This is a genomic window from Plebeiibacterium marinum, assembly GCF_026013615.1.
GTDB lineage: Bacteria > Bacteroidota > Bacteroidia > Bacteroidales > Marinilabiliaceae > Saccharicrinis > Saccharicrinis marinus_A.
The window spans coordinates 113509-130727 of the sequence record NZ_JAPDPI010000001.1; the positions used below are offsets into that span (position 1 = coordinate 113509).

The window sequence follows — 17219 nt, forward strand, 5'->3', positions numbered from 1 at the left end:
AATGCCACAGCGCCATAACTCAGAAAACAAATTCATTGAGAACCTCACTTCAATTGTTGAGGAGAATTTATCTGATGAAAATTTTGGAGTAAAGAAATTGGCGGAGAAGGCATGTATGAGTCGAGAACAGATATATCGCAAATTAAAAGCCTACAACAACTATTCTGCAAGTCAGTTTATCAGAGAAATACGCCTCAATAAGGCAAAAGAAATGCTTTTAAAGAGCGAGAAAAACATCTCAGAAATCGCATATTTAGTTGGCTTTAGCAGTCCTTCATATTTTATAAAATGCTTTCATGAACACTTTGGTCACACGCCTGGTGAATACATCAACCACCTGGAAGAAATTAAAACACAGGACATCCCCAAACCAACCACTTACAATCCTTTAAAAGAAATCAATAAAAAACCGATACGGGCAATTTCATTACTTATGGCCTGCAGTATAGCAATCATCACTATATTTTTCTGGCCAAAGAAGAATGGCACCCCATCTGATATAAGCGAAAAATCGATTATTGTCCTTCCCTTTAAGAACTACAGCAACAATGCATCAAACCAATATTTAGCAGATGGAATAATGGAGGATTTACTAAATTTTCTGTTCTGGATAAGTGATTTAAAAGTTGTAAGCAGAACTACCTCTGAACAATTCCGAGACACCAATCTTTCAACAAAAGAAATCTGTAAAAACATGAATGTAAACTACATATTAGAAGGCAGCATACGCAAGCAAGATTCAGCACTTAAAATATGTACCCAATTAATTGACGGAAAAAAGGACAAACATATATGGTCTAAAGTTTTTGAAAGAGAAACAACAGATATCTTGGGCATTCAAAATGAAATAGCCATACAAGTTGCTAAAGAACTGAAGTCTGTTATTTCAAATCAGGAGATGAAACAAATCAAGAAGTTACCCACCAAAAACTCCGAAGCATACGATGCCTATTTAAAAGGACAGTTTCTTCTCAACAAAACCAATAGCTCTTTACGGATTGATGTTGATGCTGATGCCATGTTTACAAGTATCAAATACTTTGAAAAAGCCATCGCCATGGATTCTGATTTTGTTCAGGCGTATATTGGGCTCGCCAATGCACACAGCGGACTCTCGGGCTGGGGCTATACTCCGGGCATCAATGACTGGATGATTGCAGATAGCATTATTGAAAAAGTATTAATTATTGATCCCCTACTTGGTGAAGCGCATGCCATGAAAGGTGCAATTCACTTTTGGGGAGGCAAAAGAAACTTTGATGGCGCGTTAATTGAGTTCGAAAAAGCCCTTAAATTAAACCCAAACTACCCTCCTCTTTACCAGTGGTATGCCCAGCTTTTAATGATAACAGGACCAATGGAAGATGCCCGTAAATATGTAAACAAAGCACTTGAAATAGAGCCTTACTATTGGGTAACCCATAATTTAAGCGCATATATCCATTATTTTGAAGAAAAATACACTGAGGCCCTTAAAGATTGTCAAACAGCCCAGGATTTATACAAAGATTACATATTTAACAACTGGCTGTTTTTTTTAAACTACATCAAGTTAGGAGAAGATGAAAAAGCCATAAAAGAATTACAGACTATACTGGAAAGCAACCCAAAAACGACTGAATATTCAAAACAAATTCCTGCCATATACAAATTGGGTGGCATCAAAGGAATAATCAAGTGGATTGCAGAAGCCCAGGCCCAAAGCACCAGTCCGGTAGCCGGGATCGGACGCTCCCCGTATATCATTTCCTGGTGGTACGCCATGCTAGGTGATAAGGACAATTGCATCAAATGGCTTAATAAATGTACCGAACGCAAATCCATTGGTTACATGACCAGCTTAGCCGTATCAAACCCTGATTTCGACTTTCTCAGAGATGACCCACGCTTTTTAAAGTTTCTGGAGAAAATAGGCGTGTTAAAATATCATGTCAAAAATTCTGAAAAACAAAAAACTTAGCGGTATAAAAAAATATTTACACCCATAACAACATAATTGATAAGCACCCGCTCCTGGTGGGCTGTAACTTTGTTAACACTTAAGAAATTAGTATTAACAAAAACAGTACAGTCATGAAAAATCTTTTGAAACTATTGTTTTTTACTGCTTGTATTGGCTTATTTACGGGCTGTGAAAAACAAGATGAAATTGTGGCACCAGATGCCCTGTTAAAAAAAACGACAATCGTAAACCATGAAGCCCCGGGTCTTGACCACGAACGGTTTGTTACAATGAAAGAAACCGGACTGAACATACACTACCGCATTATTGGCAAAGGCCCCATTGACATGGTGTTTATTCCCGGCTGGACTAATCCCCATACTGTTTATTCAAAACAATTTGACTATTTCAGGGACAAAGCAAGATGTATCTATATTGACTTACCTGGAACCGGGTGGAGCGATGCGCCATCTCCTGCAACTCCCATCAAACCGGATGCTACAGGCCCCCAATACACCATGGAATTAATGGCTGAAGCAATGTATACCGTCATTAAAAAAGAAGGCATCCACAAATTTGTAGGTGTTGGATTTAGCATGGGACCAAAAGTGTTGGCCATGTTTGAACGCCAAAACCCGGGAATGATGTACAAACTTATTGTGATTGATGGATGGCTTAACCCATGGCCAACAGATCCTGAAGAAAGAACTGCTTTAATACAAAACAATAACGACACATATAATTTCATGCTGACATGGGATTCAAATATTAAATCCGTTTTAGTAAAAAACCTGATTCCTGATTTTTTATCCGGCCCGGATGCAGAAGAATTAAAGGAATGGGGATCCTACTTCGCCGACTTCCCAACGGACATCATGGCCAACACAGGCTATTACGTGAGAGACGAATACGTAAACTCTATTGTAAACTGGGACTACCCAAAACTATGTTTTTTCTCTTCTCCATTAAATGAAGAAAAAACCAACCTGGCAGACCTGGTTTTTCCAAACAATACAATTATCATTTATGAGGGAGGAGGACATGTTATTCAATGGATGTTCCACGATGACATGAATATGGAGATATGGAATTTTGTTAAAGATCGCCCTGGCAAAAAATACTAACTATAGTATGATCCATAATTTTATATATAAAAGTCCGTTCTACAGATGCAGAACGGACTTCAATATTCTAATCAGGCTCTATGCCAACAGCACTTTGCCCTACACTCTACTTATACTCGGCCAGGATATCTTTAACATCCTCCGGAGCAACCCTACCGTAAACCTTTTCGCCTACCGTAACAACCGGTGCCAGACCACAAGCACCCACACAACGCAAGCTACTTACAGAGAATTTACCATCGGGAGTTGTTTCACCAACCTTAACATCCAACAGGCGTTTAAATTCATCCAATACTTTCTCAGCTCCTCGAACATAACAAGCAGTACCCATACAAATAGAAATAGGGTGCTTCCCTTTAGGAGTCATGGTAAAGAAAGAATAGAAAGTAACTACACCATATACATGAGCAATATTCACATTTAATTGATCGGCTACTACCTCCTGAACTTCAGCAGGCAAATATCCGAAGATCCCCTGTGCTGCATGAAGTACATTTATTAATTCGCCTTTATCGTAATTAAACTTTTTGCAAACCTCTTTTAGTTCCTGAACTTTGCTTTCAGCTAATTTTATTTCTGCCATAACTGTTAGTCGTTATTAATTTCAACTTTCTTTTTCTTATCAAAATAGTGAGTATGAAGCAATTTATGCGACAGCTCTCCACAAGGTTCCCCTAAAAATTCTTCGTATAATTTTACGATGAATGGATTTTCGTGCGACTTACGGATTTCTTTCCCTTCATCTTCACGATAGATAGCCTCTGCCCTTTTCTTTAAAATAGTTGTATCGCCATGGTGATAAGGTTGACCAGCACCACCAATACATCCTCCAGGACAAGCCATAATTTCAATGGCATGGAATTCTGACTTCCCGGCCTGAACATCTTCTAATAACTTGCGGGCATTACCCAATCCATGCGCAATACCAATCTTAATCGGAAGACCATCAAAATCTACAGTTGCCGAACGAATTCCTTCAAACCCACGAAGTTCTTCAAAATCAACTTTTTCGAGTTTCTTTTTCGTTTGAACTTCATAGGCAGTACGCACTGCAGCTTCGATAACCCCTCCGGTGTTAGCAAAAATAACAGCTGCTCCGGTTGATTCTCCCATAGGATTATCGAACTCCTCGTCTGTTAAGTCGTCAAAATTAATATTTGCTCCTTTAATCATTTGAGCCAACTCTCGTGTTGTAATTGAAAAATCAACATCAGGATTACCATCCACTGCAAACTCAGGACGACCTGACTCATATTTCTTAGCAACACAAGGCATCACTGAAACCACAATCATGTCTTCTCGCTTGATACCCATTTGATCGGCCAAATACGTTTTTGCTACAGCACCAAACATTTGCTGCGGCGATTTAGCCGTTGATGGCACGTCTAGCATATCAGGGAAATTACTTTCAAAGAAATTTACCCATCCCGGGCAACAAGATGTCAGTATAGGAAGCTTAACATCCTTATCTCCGGCCAAATGCTTTTGCAAACGTCCCAATAACTCCGTACCCTCTTCCATAATGGTAAGGTCGGCAGCAAAATCGGTATCAAATACCTTATCAAAGCCTAACTTTTTAAGTGCCGAAGTCATCTTACCAGTCACCAAAGTACCCGGCTCCATATCAAACTCTTCACCTAGAGCAGCACGAACTGCAGGAGCCGTTTGTACAATAACTGTTTTAGAAGGATCAACCAATGAAGCAATCACTTTTCTGGTATTATCTACCTCAGAAAGTGCTCCTGTTGGACAAACCGCCACACACTGACCGCAATAAGTACAGGTTGACTTCTCAAGATCCATTTCAAAAGCAGGAGCCACAACCGATTCAAACCCTCGGTTTATAGCAGAAAGACATCCTACAGTTTGAACCTCATTACACACCATTTCACATCTGCGACACATGATACATTTGTCCATATCGCGAATAATAGATGGCGACTTATCTTCTTTATAGTGCGATTGCTCACCTTCAAAAGGAATCTCACGTATTCCTAAATCCTGAGCCATTGTTTGCAAATCACACTTTCCGTTTTTTACACATGTTAAACACTCTGCCGGGTGGTCTGAAAGAATTAACTCCATCACTGTACGACGGGCATTGATAACCCTTAAAGAATGGGTATTAATATCCATTCCCTCTGTACATTCCGTTTTACATGCAGGAGCCAGGTTTCTTCTTCCTTCAACCTCTACCACACAAATACGACAACCTCCGGGATTATTCTCGTAGCCAACATCGTGAAGTTTCATATGGCACAAGGTAGGCACATTAACACCTACAGACTTTGCCGCTTCCAAAATTGTAGTACCTTTTTCAACTACTACAGGTTTGTTATCTATATTTAATTTTACAATATCCATTGTTATACGATCTTTTTGAATTACTGGATGCTGATTGCATTGAACTTACATTTCTCCATACAAGCACCACACTTAATACAAACAGTTGTATCAATCTCATGAGGTTGCTTTTTATCTCCTGAAATAGCATCAACCGGACAAACTCTTGAACACAATGTACAACCCACACAGGTTTCCGGATTAATAACATACTCCATTAAGTCTTTACACTGACCTGCAGGGCATTTAGCATCCTTAACGTGAGCAAGATATTCATCTGCAAAGTTATCCATTGTTGAAAGAACCGGATTAGGAGAGGTTTGTCCCAAACCACAAAGAGACGTATCTTTAATTACATTCGCCAGGTTGCGAAGAATTCCCAGATCATCTTCAGTAGCATTTCCTTTGGTAATTTTATCCAGCATTTCGTACAAACGCTTATTACCAATTCTACAAGGCGCACATTTACCACATGACTCCTCTACTGTAAAATCAAGATAAAACTTAGCTACAGACACCATACAGTCATCCTCATCCATAACAATCATACCTCCGGATCCCATCATCGATCCCGAGGCTATCAGGTTATCGTAATCAATAGGAATATCAAGATGTTTTTCGGTTAAGCAACCACCAGAAGGGCCTCCGGTTTGAACTGCTTTAAACTTTTTACCATCTTTGATTCCTCCTCCAATATCAAAAATCACTTCACGAAGAGTAATTCCCATTGGCACCTCAATTAAACCAACATTATTGATTTTACCAGCAAGGGCAAACACTTTGGTTCCCTTACTCTTTTCCGTTCCAATTGAGCTAAACCATTTAGCACCATTGTTTATTATTACAGGAATATTGGCAAATGTTTCAACATTGTTTACGTTAGTTGGCTTACCCTTATACCCACTCACTGACGGGAATGGTGGTTTTACCGTAGGCTCCCCTCGCAAACCTTCCATTGAGTGGATTAACGATGTTTCCTCACCACATACAAAAGCACCAGCACCATAACGTAACTCTACATCAAAATCGAATCCTGTTCCAAAAATATCTTTACCTATAACACCTAATTCACGTGCTTGCTCAATAGCTATTTTCAAACGCTCAATCGCCAATGGATACTCGGCACGGATATAAATTAAACCATTACTTCCGCCTATACAATATCCACAAATAGCCATTGCCTCAAGTACTGAATGCGGATCTCCCTCAAGAATTGAGCGATCCATAAATGCACCCGGGTCTCCCTCATCTGCATTACAAACTACATATTTCTCATCTCCTTCAACATTGTGCGTGATTTCCCACTTTAAACCTGTTGGAAATCCACCGCCCCCACGTCCGCGAAGACCAGAATCCTTTATTTCTTTAATAGCTTCTTCCGGAGTCATTTCAGACAACACCTTTCCCAGGGCAGCATATCCATCCCGAGCTATATATTCATCAATATTTTCAGGATTAATAAAACCACAGTTACGTAAAGCAATACGTATCTGTTTTTTATAGAATCCCATATGCTTAGAGTCTGCAATATGCTCATTGTTTTCAGGATCCGTAAAGAGCAAACGTTCCACTTTACGACCTTTCACAATATGTTCAGAAATAATTTCTCCGGCATCTTCCGGGGTTACCTGAACGTAAAAAGTGTTATCAGGGATCATTTTAACAATAGGTCCTTTTTCACAGAACCCAAAACATCCTGTTCGAACTACCTGGATTTCATTCTCAAGGCTATTGTCAGAAACTGCCTGTTTTAAGTTTTCGACAATTTCTTCACTTTGCGAGGCACGGCATCCCGTTCCCCCACAAACTAATATGTGATTATTATACTTGGCCATGATTCAAATTTACTTTTCGTTTTCATCTTCATTAGGAGTTGTGTAGCTGACCGGAATAACACCATCAACAAGCTCACCACCAATAATATGCTTAGTGATGATCTCTTCAGCTTTTTTGGTATCTACATGACCGTAAACCACAGGTTCTGTGCCCGGCACATGCACTTCAATGGTTGGTTCGGAATGACAATATCCCATACAACCAGTCTGTGTAACAACCGCATCAACCGCACGGTTATCCAACTCTTCAATCAGATAATTCATTGTTTCCTTAGCTCCTGATGCAATACCACAAGTTGCCATTGAAACCTTAATCTGAACCATTTTTTCCGGATGATCACTTTTTTCACGAAGAGTAAGCTTCGATTGAAGCTCATTCCTCATTTTTTTTAGATCGTCTAAGGTTTTAACTTTCGTCATTTTGCATTTATTATAGTTTGTAAATAGTTTCTCTTATTCAGTTTGTATAGTTTATAAAGTTGAAAGTTCTTAAAGTTCTTAAAGTTTATAAAGTTCTTAAGGTTTGCACTGTAAAGCCACCCACTATATGAACTTTCTACTCTTCGCTTTCTACTCACAGCTCAACCCCAATATCAATCAAATTCTCTTCTATCATCTGCTTTAAAAACTTAACCACCCCCGGCTCTGTAATTTCCACACCTTCCAATATGCTTTTCACCTCTCTGGTATCAAAAACATACTCCTCTTTATCAAGCACATGTTTATAAATAAATTCCACTGCAGGATTTCCTGATGCCATCAAGCTGATAGTACCAGGCAAATCTCCAAGTGGAGGCCTGTCAATGTGGGATCTCACAAAAACAGCCTCAAGCTCCGTTCCCTGGCCTGGCTCCGACTTAATTATCAACCGGCCATCAGAAAGCTGGGCATTTTGCTGTAGCAAAGGAATTCCCAATCCTACTTTTCTGGTTTTGCGCGATGTAAAAAACGGATCCAAAGCATTTTTTATGGTAGCTTCATCCATACCACAGCCATCATCCTTTACTTTTAACACCAGAGTATCCTCTTTTGTCTTTTCAACAACAGACACCTCAACCAATGAAGCCTTAGCCCTCACCGAGTTTCCTGAAATATCGAGGATATGCATTGAAATATCACGCATGGTTATCTTTTTAAACTGACATTTATAATTCTTCGCCCATCTTCATTATTCAAGGCCTTTTTTATTTCATTAATACTAGGTTCCTCCAGCAAATAGGTTGTATATGCCACTCCTATATCTTCTGGTGTATGCGCATCTGAATTGGTAATTATTGAATAATTACAAACCCAGGGATACCGGATTACCACATCCTGATAATTTGCCACCCTGCTTATTTCTATACCAGATACTTTTAAATCCGGTGATAAAAAACCAAGCTGACTATTGATACTATTCCTGGGACGATCAATGTGCGCAGGGATAAAAATCCCGTTCATACTATCCACCTTTTCTGCCACTTCATCTATTGATTGATCTAAGCCAACAATCAACAAACGCTCTTCTTCTCCTAAAATATTCCCTTTATCATCCACCCACACCTGATCTCCGAACAATTCTGCTTTATTGTGCACTACTGGCAAATGCTCATCAAGGTAATTCTGAAATTCCTTTAATTGCCCGGGACTCTCAAAAAATGCCAAACAATGAACGTCTTCTCTGGTATTCACCTCTGCCCCACACAAAACCACAATACCAAACTTTTCTCCCAACTTTCTGATAACCTCACTTTGCCTGGTACTGTTATGGTCGGCGATTCCTATTATGTCTAATTTCTTGCTTAGTGCCTCCTCTATAATAACTTCAGGACTCATTTCCAGGCTCCCACAGGGTGAGAGCACTGTATGAATATGTAAATCAGCCCTGAATTCTTTCATAACCAAAAGAAAATTATTACAATTTTATCTTATCTTAAAAAGCACCATACTTTCCTTTCTCTTCATTTAGGAGTGTGAACAAAACCCCGGAAGCCTCAAAGGTTTCCATGTCCGTTCCTAATATCGGAATGCCTTCCTCATTGCTTTGATCAATGGCTGCCTGTTCAGGCTTATATCCCTTAACCAAAATAATAGCCGCAACTTCCTTTAAAGAGGCAATAGCCATAATATTTCTGTGTGTTTGCAAGGTAATCCAAACCTGTCCCTCGTCCACATTACCCATAACATCACTTAACAAATCTGATGTATAGGCACCTTCCACCTCGTTGTTTATACCTTGTTCACCACAAAAAACTGTTAAATTGAGTTTTTCAACTAAATCACATACCTTCATTTTTTGCTCCTTTTTTACTGCAATCCTTATCCAGTCGCTGATTTCCCCAGGTTTTTTCGATAATACGGGTAGCATGCTCCCCGCTTAACTTCCTGTTTTTCTCCATCATACGTTGCATAAACACGCAATTAGACAAGTTTGCTTTACGTTGAACAATATCTTCAGCCAACGATTGGCAATTTGGCGACCCACATGCTCCACAATCTATCCCAGGCAAATAGCACATTAAGTTACGAATTCGCTCCATTTTTTTCAATGCTTCATTAAAATCCTGATCCAATGACATTGCCGGAAGCGGGTCTATTTTTGTAATAAATAAATCTTTATCCTGTAGAATATCTTTATATTCCTGTAAATCATCATTCTGCTCATCATCATTCTCTAACTGATTAGCCCTAATTTTTAAACGCTCTACAGTTAAAAACCGGTTCCCTTGCAACAGGGCACCTCCGGCACACCCCTGGTCACACGCCCTGAGTTCCAGAAAATCCAGTTCGGGTATTTCTTCATCCTCTAACCGGCCTAAAAACTCTATCACATTATGAATTTCATCCACGGCCAGAGAACGACCATTCATATGGTCAGACTCCCCGTGCGTAAGGCTCCACTGAACAGCTTTACTCGACAAGTGGGGAAGAACCGGTAAATCCTTTAATGAGTCTTTTCTGTTTTTTATTTTATGATATAGCTTATTGGAGATATAGCTCATATTGATCACTCCATCAATAACTTCATTGGTATTCTGACCAAAGCCTTTTATTGCAGCAATTTTTGCGGCACATGGCGTAATGTAGAAAATTCCGATTTGACTCTCTGGGATACCCTGCTTGCAAAGCATCTTTTTGTAGAAAGCAGCAGAGGCATCGACTGGAGGTTTTACTGCGGCTATATTATCAATAAGTGCCGGAAATTTAACTTGAATTAATCGAACGATGGCAGGACAAAAAGTTGAGATCAATGGCTTTTCATCATTTTGGGCAATCTGTTCATTCATCAGATTGTTGATCATATCCACCATAAATTCAGCCTGAAACACATGGGTAAACCCAAGTTCTTTCATTTCGCTAAAAATCTCTTCCTCGGTAATAGCTGTTGGAAACTGTCCTGTAAAAACGGCTGGCACAAGGGCTACCCTGCACTCATAATCAAAAATCTTTTCAAGGTCATCCTGTTCTACATAGATAGCATCTACCGGACAAACCTTTAAGCACTCACCACAGTCTACACAACGTTTTTTCAGGATACGTGCTTTTCCTTCATTGATGCGAATAGCTTCGGTAGGACACACGTTCATACAATGTGTACAACCATAACAAATATCCTGGTCAACCTTTAAGGCATGATATATTTGTTGTTTTGCCATTCAGCTTTTTTTATAAATAAGTTTTCATCTCTACTTTAGTTCCTTTATCAACCTCACTGGATACCTTTAAATCATCAACATTTTTTTTAATGTTTGGCAACCCCATTCCTGCCCCAAAACCCATTTCCCTAACTTTAGAAGATGCCGTGGAATATCCTTCCTGCATAGCCAGGTCAATATCCGGGATTCCAGGCCCAACATCATCCAACACTATATGGATCTGATCCTGATTGATATTTACACTGATAGTCCCTTTATAGGCATGTGCTACAATATTCACTTCTGCTTCATAAAGAGCAACAACTATTCGCTTTACAATTTTAGGACTGACATTAAGCTGCTTCAGTGTTTTTTTTACAGCACTTGAAGCATTACCTGCCTTTGTAAAATCACCGCCTTCAACTTCGTATACAAATTCCATATATAAACCCTAATAAACTGGTTTCAACCCGGCTTCGTAAAGCATACCTACCGCATTAAACATTGAGTATTTACATTGTAGCAAAATCATGTCGTGTTCCTTTGCCAGCTCTAACATATCGGCACTAATTTGTTTATTCCTAACAAACAGCACACACTGAACATCAGCCATCTCAACCGTTCTTATCGTTTGCATATTAGCAAGTCCGGTTATTAAAACCATCTTATCTGTATCCAATGTAAGGACATCACTCATAAGATCGCTTGCAAAACCACGCTCTATATCCATATCAACATGTGCTTGACCACATGCAACCTTAGCATTCAGGATTCTGACAATCTCACTAATTTTCATTCAATAAAGGACTTAATTCTTTTAAAATAAACTTGATAACTTCAATTAAAGAAATTTTTCAAGAATTGACTTGCAAAATACGCGGTATCCTGTGAAAAAAAAAAGAGGATTTTGTTCATTAACGTAATAAATAACCAATCTAAATAACTTAACAATTGTTAAAACTTACATCATTATGTTTTTGCATATTTATGCACTTTTACACACCTCCCAAAACACACACACACACCTGAAAACCTGAACATTACACACACCACCCAAAGCATTCCATTTTAAAACCAATATATACCTGCCCTTATACCCATATAATTTTGATTGATTATAAATTATACATATTCAATGGAGACTTCCTTTAAAAACTTTTCTTCGAGCAACCTGGCAATTCTTTTCACCACAGTACGACGTATTTCTAGTTCTACCGGAAGGTTTGGATCCTGATGTGCAACATTAATCCTGGTACCATTAATGATATGAATCTTATCACTTTCCAAAAACATCTTAACAATTTGAAAAGCAGGCCCTTTACCCAAAACATCATCTTTATAAAAGTTTTCGAGGATACGCACTACTTTCCCTAAGGTCAATATGCCTTCTGTTACCAGATCAACCCCTTCCATTTGGGCAGTCGGTGGTAAATCCGGATCCAGCATTTCCAGGCTGGCCGAAAACTTCAACCCCAACTCTCTGGCAACAATTTCGGCTGTGGTTCCTCCACTAACAATTTTCTTCCCACCAAACCTTTGAACTTTAATCGAAAAATCTGCATCTTTTTCTTCTTCATATGGCGGACCAGTTACAAACAAAAGTTTCCGAGGTTCCCTGAAATAGATAATTCCGCAAGAAGAATCATCCAGGGGACTTCCCCCATCATTTAATGATGCCATATTAATTATTTTTTTTGACAGCTTTGACGAGGAAATAAAAGGCGTATTTTTCACACTCTTTACAACATAGTTTTCAACTTCGTCCCTTCCCCAACCAAATGGCAAGGTTTTACTCCCCATACCTGACTGAATAATACCATCCGACCAGAAGAAAATCCTATCTTCTTTTCGCGCCTTAAAGTGGCAGGTATATAGCTTTTTACCTTTATTCCTCTGGCTATTAAGGGTAACCTCTTCCCAGCCCGGGTCATAGGGGCGGTGGGTTCTCATAATTAAGCAACGAGGATTATCATACTCTACAATGGTAGTACTTCCGTCATCTTCCACATCAATTATGGTGAAGGTTGAATAACTTACTTTCCTTACACTACAAACGGGTAAGGTATTCATGATAATTTCGGCTGTTTTTTGAACCTCTTTATGCTCTATGGTAAAATTAATACCCATAGAAGCGGTTAAGGTTGCCAAAACATTGGCCTTTACGCCACTCCCCATCCCATCAGACAGCACTGCAATTGTCCGACCATCTTCCTTAATACGGCGAGAAATAAACACATCCCCACATATAAATTCCCCATGGTGATTGTTCTGACTACAATTAATATCCAAATAAAAATCAGCCTCTTTAACTTCCATGACTATCGCCTATTTTTTGAGCTTCAATAATAGAATTCAACACTTTTTCTGTTTTTGAGGCACTTTCGCCAAGCAAAAAGGCAATTTGCTGCACTGTTTGAAGGTTGTCCCTGATAACAATACGTGCCCGATTAATAATCTCCTCTTTCCTAACTTCCGGAGCGGTTAAATCCCTGATAATCCCTCCCACTATCTGGTGCTTTTTGATAGCAAAAACCGACACATTCAAGATATTATCACCTACTGTTATATCCCTATTTTTCACCTCTTGTCCCGTTTGCATTACTGATGCAAACAACTTCCCGAATGGCAACAGACTATTAATATCTGCGCCTTTTAGCCCGGGTATTACTTCGTTTAACTGCTGGGCATCCTCACCCATCATATCAACAAAGCTTTGGTTAGATTCAATAATATTCATCTGAGCATCAACCATCACAACCCCTGCCCTTAACTTATTTAACATAGCAGTCATGGTATCTGCTGCTTCACGGGCTGATTTCCCTTCCTTTAAAGCCAATTCTTCACTTTCCCGAAGTGCCTCCTTGGTATTTTTAAGCTTTTCATTGGCAGCATGAACTTTATTAATATAAGTATGTAAACTCTTAATTGAATAAGAATAACACATTTCAAAATTTGTAAGTCCCTGACAATATGCCACGGCAAACTCCTTGCATGATGGATAGCCACAAGCCCCACACCCTAACTGGTCTCTCAAATCGCCCTTGCCCATATCGTGCAAAACCCTTTGCACGTCTTCTTCTGATGGTTTAGGCAATCTGCGGTCGGTAATTTTAAATGAACGTGAAAGATCCAGATCCCTGAACTCTACCATATCAGCACGCCACTGGTCGCAATCAATTTCATTTAATCTTTTTTCAACGTACCTGATAATATTTGACTGCCGGGTAAACTTCTTTGCACCAGAAGACATTCCCGGCCCCATAGCACATCCTTCACAATAATACAGATCCAAATGCTGGTTGAGGTTTGTATCTTCTGAAAACTCAGATAATGACTGAATAAAATTATTTCTTCCTTCTGTTGAGATGATACTGCTATTTAACATATCCTGAGACAGATCTACTGCTTGCCACAATCCGTGAGGAATAGAATAAAGAGCCCCTTTCCGACCTACAGGCGCATCAAAATCGCTAAACTCTACTGAAGACTCATTTATACCGTGTTGTGCAAATAGCTCCCTGAGTTCGGTGAAAGATATTACCGCATTAACTTTTCCATCTGTGGCAGAAAAACTCCTTGCATCATCTTTAGCAGAAACACAAGCCGTTAAATAAACCACCTTTATATCCTCACCATATCTTTTCCGCATCACTTTTGCCATCGCAACATACGGAGGTACAATCGGAGCGAGGTTTTCAACCATATTTGGCCTGTACTTTTCAACAAATGAACGAACCGAAGGGCAGTGTGTTGTCAGATAGTATTTCCCCTGAAAATTCTCCAACAAGTCTTTATACCGTGATGCAACCAAATCCACACCAAATGCCACTTCTCCCACATAATCAAAGCCTAAAGCCCTTATCATACCAACAAACTTGCGGTAATCAGAAATATCAGTAAATTCGCCAGACAGTGCAGGATCACATATCGCGGCAACTTTTACAGGACTATTAATAAATTCAGAAACAGAATCCTCTTCTTTCCTGTAAACGATGGCATTTTGGGCACACACAACTACGCAATTGCCACAACCAATACATTTATCATGAATGATATTTGCATGATTATCTGCTATTTTTATTGCTTTAGCAGGACATGCCCTGATACAGGTAAAGCTTAAATTACATTTATCCTTGTCAACTTCAATTAATGGAGCCATTGAAAATTACTTTTAAACATTAAAATATTTAGCCAGGATATCATACACTTTATCCGGATTAACTGAATTAAACTCCTCATCATCCACTTTTAACACCGGGCCTTTTTCACAATTGCCGGTACACAACTCACCTTTAAAAAAAACTGATTTTTCTAAGTCATGCTCAGCTAAAAATTTTTTAACTATAGCCAACACCTCTTTATTACCTCTCGAAAAGCATGAGCTTCCCATACATATTGTGATAGAATGTTCGTTTTGCATATGCTTATTATTATTTGACCTTAATGTATAAACAGGGTTATACAAAGCTTTCAAAATACAAAAAAAGACTGTCCGAACAATATCAGACAGTCAATTAATATTTCACGACTAATACCAGCGGGCATCAGCCCACTTTATCAATACCTATTTCTTTCTGTATAAGAAGTATGTAACAATTCGTGTGATTTATGCCCCAGCGGTTTAACCAAAAACTCATCATAAATCTTGATTACCTCAGGATTTTCATGAGATTTCCGTATAGGTTTTCCGGCATCTTCCTCGTATATGGCCCGGGTTCTCTTTTCCCTGATTTCTTTATTTGTAGGAATAGGCTGCCCTCCACCACCCAGGCATCCTCCAGGGCAGGCCATTATCTCAATAAAATGATAATTTGCCTCTCCTTTTACAACACGATCCATCACCTTTTTGGCATTCGCTAAACCATGTGCCACACACGTTTTCAACTCTACCCCATCCAAAAAAGCCCATGCCGGCAATGGATTTTCAATCTTTATTGAAGCCTCTTTTACTTCTTCCATTCCTCTTACCGGTAAAATATTCAAACCATCAAAGGGCACATCTCTTCCCGTTACAACCTCATAGGCGGTGCGCAATGCGGCCTCCATCACCCCACCGGTTGCTCCGAATATTACAGCAGCTCCGGTCGACATTCCCATAATTGAATCGTATTCCTCATTTTCGAGAGCAAGAAAATCAATACCAGCCTGCTGAATCATCCTGGCCAACTCCCGTGTAGTCAATACCAAATCAACATCTTTATACCCACTCGAATGCATCTCCGGGCGATTGGCTTCATATTTTTTTGCGGTACAAGGCATCACTGATACCGAAACCATATTTTCAGGTTCCACATTGATTTTGTTTGCGTAATAGGTCTTTGCTAAGGCCCCAAACATTTGCTGAGGTGATTTTGCAGTAGACACATTGCCCAATAACTGTGGATACATATGCTCAATATATTTTATCCATCCAGGAGAACATGAGGTAGTCATTGGAAGCTTTACATTAGGATCCTTATCCACTAAAGCACCTTTCAGCCGCTGAAGCAATTCATTTCCCTCTTCAATAATGGTTAAATCTGCCGAAAAGTCCGTATCCAACACCGAATCAAATCCTAATCGACGAAGTGCAGCTACCATCTTGCCGGTCACTATTTTACCAGGCTCCATTCCCAATGCCTCACCTAAAGCAATCCTAACAGCAGGAGCTGTTTGTACAACCAAATGTTTTTGGGGATCATTTATTGCTGACCAAACTTCATCTATATAATTGCGTTCTATCAGTGCCCCTGTCGGACAACGATTCACACACTGACCGCAGTTGGTACAAACCACTTCATACATAGGCTTCTCAAAAAAGGAAGCAATCTTCATCTTCTGCCCTTTATAGGCAACAGACAAAGCTCCTATATTCTGTAATTGATCGCAGGAACGAACACAACGCTGGCAACGTATACATTTTGAATCATCCTTAATAATTGAAGGAGAAAAATAATCAATAGTAAACTCCTTTAATGGCACCAGGTCAATTAAACTATCTTCACCTATCAGATATTCAGATGAAAGGTGCTGCAACTCACAGGTGCCATTTTTATAACACCGGGTACACTCTGCCCTGTGCTCAGAAACCAACAACTCAATCACACTCTTCCTTGCATTCCTCACTTTTAAACTGTTTGTTAAGATTTCCATACCCTCTGCAGCCGGTGTTGCACATGAGGGCAATAGCCTGTCACTTCCCACTTGCTCTACCATGCAAACACGGCAGTTACCTGCCACACACAGATCCTCATGATGGCACAAGGTAGGGATTTTGATATTCATTTTCTTAGCAGCTTCTAAAATAGTAGAACCTGACTCAACGCTAACCTGTATATGATCTATAACTAAATTTATTTTACTCATAACCGATACATTAAAT

General features: G+C 39.4%; 16 protein-coding genes. 2 read left to right on the plus strand and 14 right to left on the minus strand.

Going from position 1 to position 17219, the window contains the following annotated elements; genetic code table 11:
* Nucleotide 1 precedes the first annotated feature (1 nt).
* Entirely contained in the window at nucleotides 2–1960 is a 1959-nt protein-coding gene (locus tag OM074_RS00450; RefSeq protein ID WP_301197294.1) for a helix-turn-helix domain-containing protein, read from the plus strand.
* A 113-nt stretch (nucleotides 1961–2073) separates the two neighbouring features.
* The gene (locus OM074_RS00455; RefSeq protein WP_301197295.1) at nucleotides 2074–3066 is read left to right on the plus strand and encodes an alpha/beta hydrolase; all 993 of its coding nucleotides are present in this window, start codon (nucleotides 2074–2076) and stop codon (nucleotides 3064–3066) included.
* Between the two features lie 106 nt (nucleotides 3067–3172).
* Here OM074_RS00455 and OM074_RS00460 read toward each other — a convergent pair whose 3' ends face one another.
* From OM074_RS00460 to OM074_RS00525, 14 genes are all read right to left on the minus strand, one after another.
* Complete coding sequence (locus OM074_RS00460) at nucleotides 3173–3649, minus strand: NADH-quinone oxidoreductase subunit NuoE family protein (RefSeq protein WP_301197296.1); 477 nt, start codon at nucleotides 3647–3649, stop codon at nucleotides 3173–3175.
* A gap of 5 nt (nucleotides 3650–3654) precedes the next feature.
* On the minus strand, nucleotides 3655–5430 hold the full coding sequence (locus tag OM074_RS00465) for an NADH-dependent [FeFe] hydrogenase, group A6 (RefSeq protein WP_301197297.1): 1776 nt from the start codon (nucleotides 5428–5430) through the stop codon (nucleotides 3655–3657).
* Between the two features lie 20 nt (nucleotides 5431–5450).
* A complete protein-coding gene (locus OM074_RS00470; RefSeq protein ID WP_301197298.1) occupies nucleotides 5451–7244 on the minus strand; it encodes an NADH-quinone oxidoreductase subunit NuoF in 1794 nt (597 codons plus the stop codon).
* 9 nt (nucleotides 7245–7253) lie between these two features.
* Complete coding sequence (locus OM074_RS00475; protein ID WP_301197299.1) at nucleotides 7254–7664, minus strand: (2Fe-2S) ferredoxin domain-containing protein; 411 nt, start codon at nucleotides 7662–7664, stop codon at nucleotides 7254–7256.
* Nucleotides 7665–7818: 154 nt separating this feature from the next.
* Entirely contained in the window at nucleotides 7819–8367 is a 549-nt protein-coding gene (locus tag OM074_RS00480) for an ATP-binding protein (RefSeq protein WP_301197300.1), read from the minus strand.
* Nucleotides 8368–8369: 2 nt separating this feature from the next.
* Nucleotides 8370–9122, minus strand: coding sequence for a PHP domain-containing protein (locus OM074_RS00485; protein WP_301197301.1), 753 nt, complete (start codon nucleotides 9120–9122; stop codon nucleotides 8370–8372).
* A gap of 34 nt (nucleotides 9123–9156) precedes the next feature.
* Nucleotides 9157–9516, minus strand: coding sequence for a DRTGG domain-containing protein (locus tag OM074_RS00490; RefSeq protein WP_301197302.1), 360 nt, complete (start codon nucleotides 9514–9516; stop codon nucleotides 9157–9159).
* Nucleotides 9503–10879 carry a [Fe-Fe] hydrogenase large subunit C-terminal domain-containing protein gene (locus OM074_RS00495; RefSeq protein WP_301197303.1) on the minus strand — a complete coding sequence of 459 codons (1377 nt, stop codon included), beginning with the start codon at nucleotides 10877–10879 and terminating at the stop codon, nucleotides 9503–9505. Before OM074_RS00495 ends, OM074_RS00490 begins: the two co-directional genes overlap by 14 nt.
* A gap of 10 nt (nucleotides 10880–10889) precedes the next feature.
* Nucleotides 10890–11300, minus strand: a complete 411-nt coding sequence (locus OM074_RS00500; protein ID WP_301197304.1) for an ATP-binding protein — start codon at nucleotides 11298–11300, stop codon at nucleotides 10890–10892.
* Between the two features lie 9 nt (nucleotides 11301–11309).
* Nucleotides 11310–11654 carry a DRTGG domain-containing protein gene (locus OM074_RS00505; protein WP_301197305.1) on the minus strand — a complete coding sequence of 115 codons (345 nt, stop codon included), beginning with the start codon at nucleotides 11652–11654 and terminating at the stop codon, nucleotides 11310–11312.
* A 326-nt stretch (nucleotides 11655–11980) separates the two neighbouring features.
* Nucleotides 11981–13174 carry a SpoIIE family protein phosphatase gene (locus tag OM074_RS00510; RefSeq protein WP_301197306.1) on the minus strand — a complete coding sequence of 398 codons (1194 nt, stop codon included), beginning with the start codon at nucleotides 13172–13174 and terminating at the stop codon, nucleotides 11981–11983.
* Nucleotides 13164–15017, minus strand: a complete 1854-nt coding sequence (locus tag OM074_RS00515) for a [Fe-Fe] hydrogenase large subunit C-terminal domain-containing protein (RefSeq protein ID WP_301197307.1) — start codon at nucleotides 15015–15017, stop codon at nucleotides 13164–13166. The genes OM074_RS00510 and OM074_RS00515 overlap by 11 nt, the downstream gene beginning before the upstream one ends.
* Nucleotides 15018–15029: 12 nt before the next feature.
* Nucleotides 15030–15278 (minus strand): (2Fe-2S) ferredoxin domain-containing protein, encoded by a 249-nt coding sequence (locus OM074_RS00520; protein WP_301197308.1) that lies wholly within the window; start codon nucleotides 15276–15278, stop codon nucleotides 15030–15032.
* A gap of 137 nt (nucleotides 15279–15415) precedes the next feature.
* Nucleotides 15416–17203, minus strand: a complete 1788-nt coding sequence (locus OM074_RS00525; RefSeq protein WP_301197309.1) for an NADH-dependent [FeFe] hydrogenase, group A6 — start codon at nucleotides 17201–17203, stop codon at nucleotides 15416–15418.
* Nucleotides 17204–17219 lie beyond the last annotated feature (16 nt).